The sequence below is a fragment of the Streptomyces sp. NPDC050548 genome, assembly GCF_044457385.1.
In the GTDB taxonomy this organism is placed as follows: domain Bacteria; phylum Actinomycetota; class Actinomycetes; order Streptomycetales; family Streptomycetaceae; genus Streptomyces.
The window spans coordinates 65764-79469 of the sequence record NZ_JBITGV010000022.1; the positions used below are offsets into that span (position 1 = coordinate 65764).

A 13706-nucleotide genomic window follows, 5' to 3' on the forward strand; every position below is an offset into this window, starting at 1 on the left:
GGGGCGCGTGTCCCGACGCTGCGTAGTTTTAAAAAAAACCCCCCCCCCCCCCCCCCCCGCCCCCCCCCCCCCCCCCCCCCCCCCCCCCCCCGCGGCTGAGTCACGTCATCGCGTGGTGCGCCAGGTCTCAGTTGGTCGCCACCGCACGCAGTCGGACGTCCGCGGCGCGCTCGGCGGAGGCATCGCCCTCGGCCTTCGCCCGCTCCAGCTCGCGCTCCACGCGCTGGACGTCGATCTCGTCCGACAGCTCGGCGATCTCGGCGAGCAGCGACAGCTTGTTGTCCGCGAACGAGATGAAACCGCCGTGCACCGCGGCGACGACCGTTCCACCATCGCTCGTACGAATGGTCACCGGGCCCGACTCCAGCACACCGAGCAGCGGCTGGTGACCGGGCATGACGCCGATGTCGCCGGACGTGGTGCGCGCGACGACCAGGGTGGCCTCGCCGGACCAGACCTGGCGGTCCGCGGCGACGAGCTCGACATGCAGCTCAGCAGCCAAGGTGGGCTCCTCGGGTCACCACCCGGCGATCGTGCCGGGTGTGGGTTTAATTCTAGTAGGCGTGGGAGAGGGGGTGGGACACGCCCCACCCCCTCAGGTGAAGCACGGGGTCAGGAGACGCCCAGCTCCTTCGCGTTCGCCTTCAGGTCCTCGATGCCACCGCAGAGGAAGAACGCCTGCTCCGGGAAGTGGTCGTACTCGCCGTCGATGATCGAGTTGAACGCGGTGATCGACTCGTCCAGCGGGACGTCCGACCCGTCGACGCCGGTGAACTGCTTGGCGACGTGGGTGTTCTGGGACAGGAAGCGCTCCACGCGACGGGCACGGTGGACGGTGAGCTTGTCCTCCTCGCCCAGCTCGTCGATACCGAGGATCGCGATGATGTCCTGAAGGTCCTTGTACTTCTGCAAGACCGTCTTGACGCGCATCGCGGTGTTGTAGTGGTCCGCCGCGATGTAGCGGGGGTCCAGGATGCGGGACGTGGAGTCCAGCGGGTCCACGGCCGGGTAGATGCCCTTCTCGGAGATCGGACGGGAGAGAACCGTCGTCGCGTCGAGGTGGGCGAAGGTGGTGGCCGGGGCCGGGTCGGTCAGGTCGTCCGCGGGGACGTAGATCGCCTGCATCGAGGTGATCGAGTGACCGCGGGTCGAGGTGATGCGCTCCTGGAGGAGACCCATCTCGTCGGCCAGGTTCGGCTGGTAGCCCACCGCGGAGGGCATACGGCCAAGCAGGGTCGAGACCTCGGAACCGGCCTGCGTGAAGCGGAAGATGTTGTCGATGAAGAACAGCACGTCCTGGTTCTGCACATCGCGGAAGTACTCCGCCATGGTCAGACCGGCCAGGGCCACGCGCAGACGGGTGCCCGGGGGCTCGTCCATCTGACCGAAGACAAGCGCCGTCTTGTCGATGACACCCGAGTCGGCCATCTCCTCGATGAGGTCGTTGCCCTCACGGGTGCGCTCGCCGACGCCGGCGAACACGGAGACACCGTCGTGGTTGTTGGCGACACGGTAGATCATCTCCTGGATGAGCACCGTCTTGCCGACGCCGGCACCGCCGAACAGGCCGATCTTGCCGCCCTTGACGTACGGGGTGAGCAGGTCGATGACCTTGACGCCGGTCTCGAACATCTCGGTCTTCGACTCAAGCTCGTCGAAGCGCGGGGCCTTGCGGTGGATGGACCAGCGCTCGCCCGTGTACTTCTCGTCGCTGTTCAGCACCTCGCCGAGGGTGTTGAACACCTTGCCCTTGGTGAAGTCGCCGACCGGGACGGTGATGCCGTCGCCGGTGTCGGTGACCGGGGCCTGGCGGACCAGACCGTCGGTGGGCTGCATCGAGATGGTGCGGACCAGGCCGTCACCCAGGTGCTGGGCGACCTCCAGGGTCAGCGTCTTCTTCGCGCCGTCGAGGGCCGGGTCGGCCACCTCGACGTGCAGAGCGTTGTAGATCTCCGGCATCGCGTCGACGGGGAACTCCACGTCGACGACCGGGCCGATGACCCGGGCGACGCGGCCCGTGGCAACGGCCGTCTCAACTGTCGTCGTCATTACTTGTCACTCCCCGCGGTCGCGTCGGCCAGGGCTGCGGAGCCACCGACGATCTCGCTGATTTCCTGGGTGATTTCGGCCTGGCGGGCCGCGTTGGCAAGACGGGAGAGCGTGGTGATCAGGTCTCCCGCGTTGTCGGTCGCCGACTTCATCGCGCGGCGGGTGGCGGCGTGCTTGGAGGCGGCCGACTGGAGCAGCGCGTTGTAGATACGGCTCTCGACGTACCGCGGCAGGAGGGCGTCCAGGACGTCCTCCGCCGACGGCTCGAAGTCGTACAGCGGAAGGATCTCGCCCTTGGGGGCAGCCTCCTCCGCGACCTCTTCGAGGCTGAGGGGCAACAGCCGGCTGTCGACCGGCGTCTGCGTCATCATCGAGATGAACTCGGTGTAGACGATGTGGAGTTCGTCCACACCACCCTCCGCCGTGTCCTTCTCGATGGCCTCGATGAGCGGACCCGCGACCTTCTTCGCGTCCGCGTAGGAGGGCTCGTCGGTGAAGCCGGTCCACTGCTCCGAGATCTTGCGCTCACGGAAGTTGTAGTGGGCGACACCGCGGCGGCCGACGATGTACGTGTCGACCTCCTTGCCCTCGGCCTCAAGACGCGCGGTCAGCTGCTCCGCCGCCTTGATGGCGTTGGAGTTGAAGGCACCGGCCAGACCGCGGTCGCTCGTGAGGAGCAGCACAGCGGAACGGGTCGGCGTCTCGGCCTCGGTGGTCAGCGGGTGCCTGGTGTTCGAACCCGTACCGACCGCCGTGACCGCGCGCGTCAGTTCCTTCGCGTACGGCGTCGAGGCCTGCACCTTGCGGTGCGCCTTGACGACGCGCGAGGCGGCGATCATCTCCATCGCCTTGGTGATCTTCTTGGTCGCGGTGACGGATCGGATGCGACGCTTGTAGACCCGGAGCTGGGCTCCCATGAGTCAGGTCCCTTCCTTACGTCACTTGGCCGCGGCCGGGGCGTCCTCGCCGAGGAGCTTGCCGTCCGAGGTCTCGAACTGCTTCTTGAACTCGGTGATCGCGTCCGCGGCGGCGGTGAGAGTGTCGTCCGACATCTTGCCGCCCTCCTTGATGGAGGTCATGAGGCCCTGCTCCTTGCGGTGCAGGTACTCCAGGAGCTCCTTCTCGAAGCGGCGGATGTCCTCGACCGGTACGTCGTCCATCTTGCCGGTGGTCGCGGACCACACGGAGACGACCTGGTCCTCGGTGGGCATCGGCTGGTACTGCGGCTGCTTGAGCAGCTCGACCAGCCGCTGACCGCGCTCCAGCTGGGCCTTCGACGCGGCGTCCAGGTCGGAACCGAAGGCGGCGAACGCCTCCAGCTCGCGGTACTGGGCGAGGTCGAGGCGCAGTCGGCCGGAGACCTGCTTCATCGCCTTGTGCTGCGCGGAACCACCGACTCGGGAGACGGAGATACCGACGTTCAGCGCGGGGCGCTGACCGGCGTTGAAGAGGTCCGACTCCAGGAAGCACTGGCCGTCGGTGATGGAGATGACGTTGGTCGGGATGAACGCCGAGACGTCGTTGGCCTTGGTCTCGACGATCGGCAGACCGGTCATCGAGCCCTTGCCCATCTCGTCGGAGAGCTTCGCGCAGCGCTCCAGCAGACGGGAGTGCAGGTAGAAGACGTCACCCGGGTAGGCCTCGCGGCCCGGCGGACGGCGCAGCAGGAGGGACACGGCGCGGTAGGCGTCGGCCTGCTTGGAGAGGTCGTCGAAGATGATGAGGACGTGCTTGCCCTCGTACATCCAGTGCTGGCCGATCGCCGAACCGGTGTACGGCGCAAGGTACTTGAAGCCGGCCGGGTCGGACGCCGGGGCGGCGACGATGGTCGTGTACTCCAGCGCGCCGGCCTCTTCGAGCGCACCACGCACGGAGGCGATGGTGGAGCCCTTCTGACCGATGGCGACGTAGATGCAGCGGACCTGCTTGTTCACGTCGCCCGAGCGCCAGTTGTCGCGCTGGTTGATGATCGTGTCGACGGCCAGGGCGGTCTTGCCCGTCTGGCGGTCGCCGATGATCAGCTGGCGCTGGCCGCGGCCGATCGGGGTCATCGCGTCGACGGCCTTGTAGCCGGTCTCCATCGGCTCGTGCACCGACTTGCGGACCATGACGCCCGGGGCCTGCAGCTCCAGCGCGCGGCGGCCGGTGGTCTCGATCTCGCCGAGGCCGTCGATCGGGTTGCCGAGCGGGTCGACGACACGGCCGAGGTAGCCCTCGCCGACGGCGACGGACAGGACCTCTCCGGTGCGGGTGACCGGCTGGCCCTCCTCGACACCGCTGAACTCACCGAGGATGACGGTACCGATCTCACGCTCTTCGAGGTTGAGCGCGAGACCGAGGGTGCCGTCCTCGAACTTCAGCAGTTCGTTGGCCATGGCCGAGGGCAGGCCCTCGACCTTCGCGATGCCGTCGCCGGCAAGGGTGACCGTACCGACCTCCTCGCGCGAGGCCGCGTCCGGCTTGTACGACTGGACGAAGTTCTCCAGTGCGTCCCGGATCTCCTCCGGCCGGATCGTGAGCTCCGCCATCTGGGTTCCCTGCTCTCCTTGTTGGGCCCGAAGTTTCACTTGGGGGGATGGGGGGACTCCCCCCTGAACGAGGTGAATCCTCTGCACGGCCCAACTCGGGCCGCCTTACTACGTCTTTGTTGTGGTGGTGCTAGCTCGCCATGCGGCGGGTGGCGTCATCGAGGCGGTCCGCGATGGAGCCGTTGATGACCTCGTCGCCGACCTGCACCCGGATACCGCCGAGGACCTCGGGGTCCACGTCGATGTTCAGGTGCATGTGACGGCCGTAGAGCTTCGCGAGGGCGGCGCCCAGGCGCTGCTTCTGCGGGTCGCTCAGCGGGACCGCCGTGGTGACGACCGCGACCAGGCGACTGCGGCGCTCGGCGGCGAGCTTGGACAGGGATTCGAGTCCCGCTTCCAGGCTACGTCCCCGGGGCGCGGTCACAAGGCGCGTCACCAGTCGTTCGGTCGCCGGCTTGGCCCGGCCGCCGAGCAGGCTGCTCAGCAGCTCGCTCTTGGCCGCGGTGCCCGCCGCGCGGTTGGTCAGCGCGGCACGCAGCCCGGTGTCCGAGGCGACGATCCGGCCGAACCGGAACACTTCGTCCTCGACGTCGTCGAGCTGGCCCGACTGCTGGGCGGCGGTGAGGTCGGCGGTGGCCGCCAGCTCCTCCAGCGCGTCCACCAGGTCGCGGGACTGCGACCAGCGGGAGCGCACCAGGCCGGACAGCAGGTCGAGGGCGGGGCCGCCGACCTGACCGCCGAGCAGGCGCTCGGCGAGCTGGGCCTTGGCCTCGCCGTCCTGCGCCGGGTCGGTGAGGACCCGACGCAACGACACCTCACGGCCGAGCAGCGCGGTGACGGCGGCCAGTTCGTCGGCGAGCTGCGTCGCGTTCACGGACGTGGAGTCCGTCAGCGCGTCGAGACGCTCGCGTGCGGCTGCCAAAGCCTCGCGGCTCGCTCCGTGCATTGTCATCGAGCCGCCTCAGCCTTCTCTTCGAGCTCGTCGAGGAAACGGTCGATGACGCGGCTCTGCCGGGCGTGGTCCTCAAGGGACTCGCCGACGAGCTTGCCGGCCAGGTCGGTGGCGAGCTTGCCGACGTCCTGGCGCAGCGCCTGCGAGGCGGCCTTGCGGTCTGCCTCGATCTGCGTGTGACCGGCGGCGACGATCTCCTCGCGCTGCCGCTGGCCTTCCGCGCGCATCTCGGCGATGAGCGTGGCGCCCTGCTCCTGCGCCTCCTGGCGCAGACGCGCGGCCTCGTGCCGGGCCTCGGCGAGCTGAGCCTTGTACTGCTCAAGCACGCTCTGGGCCTCGGTCTGGGCGGCCTCGGCCTTCTCGATACCGCCCTCGATGGCCTCGCGGCGCTCGTCCAGAACCTTGTTGATGTTCGGGAGGAGCTTCTTGGCGAGGAAGCCGAAGACGATGACGAAGGCGATCAGGCCGATGACGAGCTCTGGGATCGGCGGGATGAGAGGGTTCTCGGCCTCCTCCGCCGCCAGCTGAACCAGGGGGCTCATATCAGTGCCTTTCGTCTAAACGTGCGCTGCGATCGGGTCAGGAGGCCGGGTAGACGAACGGCATGACCAGACCGATCAGGGCGAGCGCCTCACAGAAGGCGAAGCCGAGGATCTGGTTGGCGCGAATCAGGCCGGCCGCCTCGGGCTGGCGGGCGAGGGCCTGGGTGCCGTTACCGAAGATGATGCCGACGCCGACGCCCGGGCCGATCGCGGCGAGGCCGTAACCGATGGAGCCGAGGTTGCCCTTGATCTGGACAGCGGCCAGGGTCTCATGCAGAACGGACATGCCGGTTCTTCCTTCTCTTTCAATGACCGGTGGGGGTTGGCCACCGGATGTCATGGGCGGACAGACAGGGTGCTCAGTGGGACTCGGCGAGCGCGCCCTGGATGAAGCTGCAGGTCAGCAGTACGAAGACGTAGGCCTGAACAGCCTGGATGAAGAGCTCGAAGGCGGTCATCACGATGACCATCACGAACGACACGGCGGAGTAGGCGATGCCGATGCCGTTCAGCATGTACCAGCTGGCGATCGTGAAGAGCAGCAGCAGGGTGTGGCCGGCGAACATGTTGGCGAAGAGCCGGACTGCGTGGGTAAAGGGCCGCACGAGCAGGTTCGAGAAGAGCTCGATCGTCATCGACAGCGGGAGAACCGCGCCGAGCGACTTGTCGTAGCCGGTGAAGTTCTTGAACGCCCCGACGAAACCGTGCCGCTTGAAGGTCAGCGAGACCCAGGTGATGTACACCAGGCCGGCCAGGACGGCGGGGTAGGAGATGATCGCGGTGACGGGGAACTGGGCGAGCGGAACGATCGACCAGAGGTTCATCACCCAGACGAAGAAGAACAGCGAGACGACGAACGGAACGTACTTCTCGCCTTCCTTCTTGCCGATGGTCTCGTAGACGACACCCCGCCGGACGAAGTCGTAGCCGGCCTCGGCGACCATCTGGAGCTTGCCCGGGACGACCTTCGGGCGGGCGAAGGCGGCCCAGAAGAAGCCCACGATGACGATCGACCCGAGCAGCGCCAGCAGCATCGTCTTGTTGAAGTACACGTTGCTGTCCGCGTCACCGAAGAGCGGCTCGAACAGGAACGAGTGCAGGCCCGGAGCCGGGAAGCCACACCCGTCGAACAGGTGACAGCTCGTGTCGAAAGCGAGCGTCTGCGTCGGGTCAGCACTCACCGCGGGCTCCTTCATCATGGCGCATGGGTACGGCAACCTCGTGGTGTCGGCGCGGCGCACGGCCGCAGTTCGGCACGGGACTGGTGTTACGGATGTGGGGGCGGCTGGGGGGCATCTCGCCTCGCGATTGAGCAGGCGTCAGCTCAGATGCCCGCGCCCGCGATGCCGCAGTTGGCACCGGACGATAGCAGCATCTCTCGCGCGCCTTTATCGCGGGCCTACCTCTCACGACGACTGCCCGGTCTTGTCGGGCTCGACGTAGAGGATCTTGGCCTTCATGTGGGCGCGAGTCTGGGCGGCGATCCAGGTGAGCGTGGCGACCACGAGCACGATGGCGAAGGCCCGGGGATTGAACAGCGTCGTGTTCTTGAACGCGGCCATGAAGATGAACAGCAGCAGGAGCTGGGCCGCGTAGAGCATCAGGCCCATCATCTGGAAGAGCTGCGGAAGCGATTTGGCAGTGCGCTGCAGAACGTAGAGCCCGATTCCCATGAAGAGGATCACGATCAGCGTCGCAACGGCTGCCCCAATAGCTCCTTTACCGCCGGCGACCACACCACTGACGACGGCGGCAATCGCGCCGACGGCAGCTGTGGGCACAGCGGCCTGAAGGAGAATCCGGGCGTCATTGGACGGCATGGCGGCAACTCCGCTTGCTAAGGGGGGCGTGTCGTCATGGACGAGCGTAGTCCCGGGATGAGAGAGAACCTCACGCCAATGGACCCTCGCACTACGGTCCTTCGGCTCTGTCCCGGGTTCTCGTGAACCGTATCACAAACTATTTGATGCGGTCTTTACCTAGAAGGTGTGCTTGCTGTCACACATGAGAGTGACAGTGCGCGTCTGTGCAAAATAGCGGCCAACTTGTCTGGTATGGGGAGACTTTGTCTGCCCACGGGATGGCAACGCTTTAGTCAGATTCTTACCTTGGCGTCAGCGCGAGGACTCGGCTTTACGTCCGTCCAGGAGACGCGAACGGGCGCCGACAGCGGTCGCCCCGTTGACTCCTGACACTCCGGCGACAACCGGCGGACGCGGATCGCGGCACTCCTCCGCCAGCACCACCACGGGCTCAACTGCCGCCCTGCGACGCCGATAACGCGGCGGCACCAGGTACTCGGCCCACCGCGGGGCGCGCGGGGTGAAGCGCGGCAGCAGAAGCAGCACCAGACCGACCGCGCTCAGGAAGACGATGCCGAGGACGATCCACATCGAGGCCGAGTTGACCGAGTAGGCCAGGGCGCCGAACGCGATCAGCGCCGACCAGAAGTACATGATCAGCACCGCCCGGCTGTGCGAGTGGCCGATCTCCAGGAGCCGGTGGTGCAGATGGCCGCGGTCCGCGGCGAACGGCGACTGGCCCTTCCAGGTGCGGCGCACGATCGCCAGCACCAGGTCGGCGGTCGGCACCGCGATGATCGTCAGCGGCAGCAGCAGCGGGATGTAGACGGGCACCGTCGAGTGCACGGCCGCCTTCTCCGACTTCAGGAACAGCTGCAGCGCGTCCGGGTCGACCTGTCCCGTGATGGAGATCGCACCCGCGGACAGCACCAGGCCGATCAGCATCGAGCCGGAGTCGCCCATGAAGATCCGCGCGGGATGCATGTTGTGCGGCAGGAAGCCGATGCACATGCCCATCAGGATCGCCGAGAAGAGCGTGGCCGGGGCGGCGGCCTCGATGCCGTACGAGTACCAGATGCGGTAGGCGTACAGGAAGAACGCGGCGGCGGCGATGCACACCATGCCGGCCGCGAGGCCGTCGAGGCCGTCGACGAAGTTGACCGCGTTGATGGTGATGACGACCAGGGCGACCGTGAGCAGGGTGCCCTGCCACTGGGTCAGCGCCACGTTGCCGACGAACGGGATCGGCAGCCACAGGATCGTCAGACCCTGCATCACCATCACGCCGGCGGCGATCATCTGGCCGCCCAGCTTGATCAGGGCGTCGATCTCGAACTTGTCGTCCAGGACACCGATCAGCCAGATCAGGGCCGCGCCGGAGAGCAGCGCCCGCGGCTCGTTCGAGTTCTTGAAGACCTCGCTGAGGTTGGTCAGATGGTCCGCGACCAGCAGACCGGCGCACAGACCGAAGAACATGGCGATACCGCCGAGCCGCGGAGTGGGTTCCCGGTGCACGTCACGGGCCCTGATCTCCGGCATCGCCCCGGCCACGATCGCGAACTTCCGCACCGGCCCGGTCAGCAGATACGTCACCGCGGCCGTCACGCAGAGCGTCAGCAGGTATTCACGCACAGGCTTCCCCACAGGTCTCGCTGGCCATCACAGCCCCACACCCTAGCGAGGGACGCATATGGTTGGGGACTTCCGGGTAGCGACGATGGTTGCACGTGTGGCTGTGTACCTGGGTCCGGGTACCCCCGTTCAGCCCGGATACGGCAGGAATCCACCCACAAGATCCCGCACTTCGTCACGCGCCTTCCGGCTCTCCACCTTCTCCCGCAGCACCCCCGCGAGCAGCGCGCCGATCCGCGCCATCTCCACCTCACCCATGCCCTGCGTGGTCACCGCGGCCGTACCGAGCCGCAGGCCACGGGCCTCGCCGTGCGGCAGCGCACAGCAGTCCAGAACCACTCCGGCGGCGGCCAGCCGCCCGCGCGCGGTGCGTCCGTCGACACCGAGGGGCATCGGGTCGACGGTGATCAGATGAGTGTCGGTGCCGCCCGTGGTGACGACCATCCCCTCCGCCTCCAGTCCGGCCGCGAGCACCCGGGCGTTGGCGACCACCTGATGGGCGTACGCCGTGAAGGCCGGCGTGGCCGCCTCGCCGAACGCGACGGCCTTCGCCGCGATGGTGTTCATCTGCGCACCGCCCTGGGTGAACGGGAAAACGGCCCGGTCCACGCGCTCGGCCAGCTCGCTCCCGCACAGCAGCATCCCGCCGCGCGGCCCGCGCAGCACCTTGTGCGTGGTGGCACAGACGACATCGGCGTACGGCACCGGGTTCGGCGCCGCTCCCCCGGCGACCAGGCCGATGGGGTGGGCGGCGTCCGCGATGAGATAGGCGCCCACCTCGTCGGCGACCTCGCGGAAGAGGGCGTAGTCGATGTGGCGGGGGTAGGCGATGGAGCCGCACACGATCGCCTTGGGGCGGTGCGTACGGGCGAGGGCGCGCACCTGGTCGTGGTCGATGAGCCCGGTCTCGGCATCCACGCCGTACCCCACGAAGTCGAACCACCGCCCGGAGAAGTTCGCGGGCGACCCGTGCGTGAGATGACCGCCGTACGGCAGCCCCAGCGCGAGGACGGTGTCACCGGGCCGCAGCAGGGCCGCGTACGCGGCCAGTACGGCCGAAGAGCCGGAGTGGGACTGCACGTTGGCGTGCTCGGCGCCGAACAGCGCCTTCGCGCGGTCCACGGCGACGCGCTCGGCGACGTCGACGATCTCGCAGCCGCCGTGGTGACGGGCGCCGGGGTAGCCCTCGGCGTACTTGTTGGCGAGCGGGGAGCCGAGGGCGGCCAGCACGGCGGGCGAGGTGAAGTTCTCGGCGGCGATCAGCTGGAGCGTCGTCGACTGCCGGGTCAGCTCCCCGAGCAGGATCTCGGCCAGCTCGGGGTCCTGCCGGCGCAGGACATCGGCCTCAAGGACAGGGGTGACCGACATGGTGGACTCCGAGCCGTCGACGGTGACGTACGTCCAATGTAGGCCCGGGACGGGTGGGACGCGCGACCGTTGTCAGGTCTTCACGGACACACCCGTGAACGCGGTGGCCACCGGATCAAGTCCGCGCGAAAACCCCTGTAACCGCCGTGACCACCGGATCGATCACCTGGTCCAGCCACATCAGCCGCTCCGCGGCGGGCGCCGCCGCCTCGGCCCGCCGGACCGGCCCGCGCAGGAAACCCCCGCCGACTCCCCGCTCCCGCCGGAACACATCCGCGCGAGCCACGACCGCCGGATCAAGTCCGCGCGAAAACCCCTGCAACCGCCGTCACCACCGGATCGATCACCTGGTCCAGCCACATCAGCCGCTCCGCGGCGGGCGACTCCGACTCGGCCCGCCGGAACAACCGCTCCGCAGTGGCCCTCGCCGGCCCCGCTCCCGCCGGATCAAGTCCGCCCGAGCACACCCGCGAACACCACGACCGCCGGATCACGTCCGCGCGGAAACCCCCGTCAACGCCGTGACCACCGGATCGATCGCCTGGTTTATCTCGTCTCCGATGGAGCGGAAGAACGGGAGGGGGGCGCCGTAGGGGTCGAAGACCTCGTCCGCTTCTGCTGTGGGGGCCAGGAGCCAGCCTCGGAGGGCTGCCGCTGCGCGGACCAGGGCGCGGGCGCGGGCCACCATGCCGTCTTCCAGGGGTGGGAGGGTGGCCGGGTCGATCGCCTTCACCAGGCGGGTGAACTCCTTGAGGGTGAAGGTGCGCAGGCCCGCCGAGTGGCCCATGGAGATGACCTGTTGGCGGTGGTCCCGGGTGGCGGTGAGCACCAGGTCGGCGCGGATCACGTGGTCGTCGAGCAGCTCGCGGCCGGTGAACCCGGAGGGGTCCGCGCCGAAGTCGGTGAGGACGGTCGCCGCGTTGGTCTCCATGGGTGCGCCCTCATGGCCCCAGGTGCCGGCGCTCTCCACGATGAGCCCGCCCCACAGCGGGTCGCCGAGCCGGTCCGCCAGGGCATGACGGGTCAGCCGCTCGGTGATCGGCGAGCGGCACACGTTGCCGGTGCTGACGTGGAGGATGCGGAAGCTGTCCATGGGGAGCCCGAAGGTCCCCGTCACTTCCCCGTTGCCTATGCCACGCCCCGCGTCAGGGGCTGTCAATTCGCCACCTCAAGGTCGGGGACGACCTTCCGCAGCTCCTCGGCCGAGATCGCGCCGGCCCGCAGCAGCAGCGGCACCTCGCGCGTGACGTCGACGATCGACGACGGCACGTTGCCGGGGGTGGGACCGCCGTCGAGGTACACGGAGACCGAGTCGCCGAGCATCTGCTGCGCGGCGTCGCAGTCCTCCGGCGCGGGGTGGCCCGTGAGGTTCGCGGAGGAGACCGCCATCGGGCCGACCTCCGTCAGCAGCTCGATGGCGACGGGGTGCAGCGGCATACGGATGGCGACCGTGCCCCGGGTGTCCCCCAGGTCCCACTGCAGGGACGGCTGGTGCTTGGCGACCAGCGTGAGGGCGCCCGGCCAGAACGCGTCGACGAGTTCCCAGGCCAGCTCGGAGAAGTCCGTGACGAGGCCGTGCAGGGTGTTCGGGGAGCCGATGAGGACGGGCGTGGGCATGTTGCGGCCCCGGCCCTTGGCGTCCAGGAGATCGGCGACGGCCTCCGAGGTGAACGCGTCGGCCCCGATGCCGTAGACCGTGTCGGTCGGCAGGACCACGAGTTCGCCCCGGCGGACGGCGGACGCGGCCTCGCGCAGACCCGTCGTGCGGTCGGTCGCGTCATTGGTGTCGTATCGCCGTGCCATGTCTAGCGGTCTCCTTTTTTCGTAGCTCGGTTCGCCTCCGGGGCGCCTGTTGTCGGTGTCGAGACCGCGACCGTGCTCGACCCTGCGGGCCTCCGCGCTCCCCCAGAGGGGGGACCCCCAGCGCCCTCGACACCGACGCGCCCCTTCGGCTCACTCGCTGCTGCCGTAGCGAACGCTGCTGTCATGGCATGGCCTTGCGGGCGGTCGCGAAGCGCGGGCGGTTGTTGAGATCGGGGTGGTCGGCCGCGTCGGCCCAGCCACGTTCCTCGGTGAAGATCCACGGCACCTGGCCGCCCTGGGTGTCGGCGTGCTCGATGACGACGACCCCGCCGGGGCGCAGGAGTCGGTGTGCGGTGCGTTCGATGCCGCGGATCAGGTCGAGGCCGTCCTCGCCCGAGAACAGGGCGAGTTCGGGGTCGTAGTCGCGGGCCTCGGGTGCCACGTACTCCCACTCCGTGAGCGGGATGTACGGCGGGTTGGAGATGACCAGGTCGACATGGCCGTCGAGGTCGGGGAAGGCGTCCAGGGCGTTGCCCTGCCGCAGGTCGACCCGCGACCCCTCCATGTTCTTGCGGGTCCACTGGAGGGCGTCCTCGGACAGCTCCACGGCGTGCACCCGGGAGCGCGGGACCTCCTGCGCGAGGGCGAGCGCGATGGCGCCGGATCCGGTGCAGAGGTCCACGATCAGCGGCTCCACGACGTCCATCGCGCGGACCGCGTCTATGGCCCAGCCGACGACCGACTCGGTCTCGGGGCGCGGCACGAACACCCCTGGCCCGACCTGGAGTTCCAGGTAGCGGAAGAAGGCACGGCCGGTGATGTGCTGGAGCGGCTCACGCTGCTCGCGGCGGGCGATGGTCTCCCAGTAGCGGGCGTCGAAGTCCACGTCCTTCACGGAGTGCAGCTCGCCCCGCTTCACACCGTGCACGAACGCGGCGAGCTCCTCCGCGTCGTTGCGCGGCGAGGGCACGCCGGCGTCGGCCAGCCGCTGGGTGGCCTGGGCCACCTCTGCTAGCAGCAGGTTCACGCA

The 13706-nt window shown here is 68.5% G+C and carries 15 protein-coding genes; all 15 read right to left on the reverse strand.

All coding sequences use genetic code 11. The features are described 5' to 3' along the window. Nucleotides 1-127: 127 nt before the first annotated feature. Nucleotides 128-502 (reverse strand): F0F1 ATP synthase subunit epsilon, encoded by a 375-nt coding sequence (locus tag ACIBJH_RS41090; protein ID WP_359602173.1) that lies wholly within the window; start codon nucleotides 500-502, stop codon nucleotides 128-130. Nucleotides 503-612: 110 nt separating this feature from the next. Then, a complete protein-coding gene (gene atpD / locus ACIBJH_RS41095; protein ID WP_019073172.1) occupies nucleotides 613-2049 on the reverse strand; it encodes a F0F1 ATP synthase subunit beta in 1437 nt (478 codons plus the stop codon). After that, complete coding sequence (locus ACIBJH_RS41100; RefSeq protein ID WP_399122060.1) at nucleotides 2049-2966, reverse strand: F0F1 ATP synthase subunit gamma; 918 nt, start codon at nucleotides 2964-2966, stop codon at nucleotides 2049-2051. Before ACIBJH_RS41100 ends, atpD begins: the two co-directional genes overlap by 1 nt. Before the next feature lie 21 nt (nucleotides 2967-2987). Then, nucleotides 2988-4577, reverse strand: coding sequence for a F0F1 ATP synthase subunit alpha (gene atpA, locus ACIBJH_RS41105; RefSeq protein ID WP_399122061.1), 1590 nt, complete (start codon nucleotides 4575-4577; stop codon nucleotides 2988-2990). Nucleotides 4578-4707: 130 nt separating this feature from the next. Beyond that, nucleotides 4708-5523 carry a F0F1 ATP synthase subunit delta gene (locus ACIBJH_RS41110; RefSeq protein WP_399122136.1) on the reverse strand — a complete coding sequence of 272 codons (816 nt, stop codon included), beginning with the start codon at nucleotides 5521-5523 and terminating at the stop codon, nucleotides 4708-4710. Nucleotides 5524-5525: 2 nt separating this feature from the next. After that, nucleotides 5526-6071 (reverse strand): F0F1 ATP synthase subunit B, encoded by a 546-nt coding sequence (locus ACIBJH_RS41115; protein WP_399122062.1) that lies wholly within the window; start codon nucleotides 6069-6071, stop codon nucleotides 5526-5528. A gap of 37 nt (nucleotides 6072-6108) precedes the next feature. After that, nucleotides 6109-6357, reverse strand: a complete 249-nt coding sequence (locus tag ACIBJH_RS41120) for a F0F1 ATP synthase subunit C (RefSeq protein WP_067003022.1) — start codon at nucleotides 6355-6357, stop codon at nucleotides 6109-6111. Between the two features lie 73 nt (nucleotides 6358-6430). Beyond that, a complete protein-coding gene (gene atpB, locus ACIBJH_RS41125) occupies nucleotides 6431-7267 on the reverse strand; it encodes a F0F1 ATP synthase subunit A (protein WP_399122137.1) in 837 nt (278 codons plus the stop codon). Nucleotides 7268-7477: 210 nt separating this feature from the next. Continuing rightward, entirely contained in the window at nucleotides 7478-7891 is a 414-nt protein-coding gene (locus tag ACIBJH_RS41130; protein ID WP_399122063.1) for a hypothetical protein, read from the reverse strand. 294 nt (nucleotides 7892-8185) lie between these two features. Beyond that, nucleotides 8186-9505: an MraY family glycosyltransferase gene (locus ACIBJH_RS41135; RefSeq protein ID WP_399122064.1), complete on the reverse strand. Its 1320-nt coding sequence runs from the start codon at nucleotides 9503-9505 to the stop codon at nucleotides 8186-8188. Nucleotides 9506-9634: 129 nt separating this feature from the next. Next, nucleotides 9635-10873, reverse strand: coding sequence for a serine hydroxymethyltransferase (gene glyA, locus ACIBJH_RS41140; protein ID WP_399122065.1), 1239 nt, complete (start codon nucleotides 10871-10873; stop codon nucleotides 9635-9637). A 115-nt stretch (nucleotides 10874-10988) separates the two neighbouring features. Beyond that, nucleotides 10989-11159, reverse strand: a complete 171-nt coding sequence (locus tag ACIBJH_RS41145) for a hypothetical protein (RefSeq protein WP_399122066.1) — start codon at nucleotides 11157-11159, stop codon at nucleotides 10989-10991. A gap of 204 nt (nucleotides 11160-11363) precedes the next feature. Further along, entirely contained in the window at nucleotides 11364-12032 is a 669-nt protein-coding gene (locus tag ACIBJH_RS41150) for a protein-tyrosine-phosphatase (RefSeq protein ID WP_200710996.1), read from the reverse strand. Continuing rightward, nucleotides 12029-12676, reverse strand: a complete 648-nt coding sequence (locus ACIBJH_RS41155; RefSeq protein WP_262063545.1) for an L-threonylcarbamoyladenylate synthase — start codon at nucleotides 12674-12676, stop codon at nucleotides 12029-12031. The genes ACIBJH_RS41150 and ACIBJH_RS41155 overlap by 4 nt, the downstream gene beginning before the upstream one ends. Before the next feature lie 181 nt (nucleotides 12677-12857). Next, the gene (gene prmC, locus ACIBJH_RS41160) at nucleotides 12858-13703 is read right to left on the reverse strand and encodes a peptide chain release factor N(5)-glutamine methyltransferase (protein ID WP_399122067.1); all 846 of its coding nucleotides are present in this window, start codon (nucleotides 13701-13703) and stop codon (nucleotides 12858-12860) included. Between the last annotated feature and the right edge of the window lie 3 nt (nucleotides 13704-13706).

Bases quoted from the DNA above. Each gene is read 5' to 3' on its own strand.
- ACIBJH_RS41100 (WP_399122060.1), bottom strand. From the start codon at position 2,966: ATGGGAGCCCAGCTCCGGGTCTACAAGCGTCGCATCCGATCCGTCACC.
- glyA (WP_399122065.1), bottom strand. From the start codon at position 10,873: ATGTCGGTCACCCCTGTCCTTGAGGCCGATGTCCTGCGCCGGCAGGAC.
- ACIBJH_RS41120 (WP_067003022.1), bottom strand. From the start codon at position 6,357: ATGTCCGTTCTGCATGAGACCCTGGCCGCTGTCCAGATCAAGGGCAAC.
- atpB (WP_399122137.1), bottom strand. From the start codon at position 7,267: ATGAAGGAGCCCGCGGTGAGTGCTGACCCGACGCAGACGCTCGCTTTC.
- ACIBJH_RS41110 (WP_399122136.1), bottom strand. From the start codon at position 5,523: ATGCACGGAGCGAGCCGCGAGGCTTTGGCAGCCGCACGCGAGCGTCTC.
- atpA (WP_399122061.1), bottom strand. From the start codon at position 4,577: ATGGCGGAGCTCACGATCCGGCCGGAGGAGATCCGGGACGCACTGGAG.
- ACIBJH_RS41115 (WP_399122062.1), bottom strand. From the start codon at position 6,071: ATGAGCCCCCTGGTTCAGCTGGCGGCGGAGGAGGCCGAGAACCCTCTC.
- atpD (WP_019073172.1), bottom strand. From the start codon at position 2,049: ATGACGACGACAGTTGAGACGGCCGTTGCCACGGGCCGCGTCGCCCGG.
- ACIBJH_RS41130 (WP_399122063.1), bottom strand. From the start codon at position 7,891: ATGCCGTCCAATGACGCCCGGATTCTCCTTCAGGCCGCTGTGCCCACA.
- ACIBJH_RS41155 (WP_262063545.1), bottom strand. From the start codon at position 12,676: ATGGCACGGCGATACGACACCAATGACGCGACCGACCGCACGACGGGT.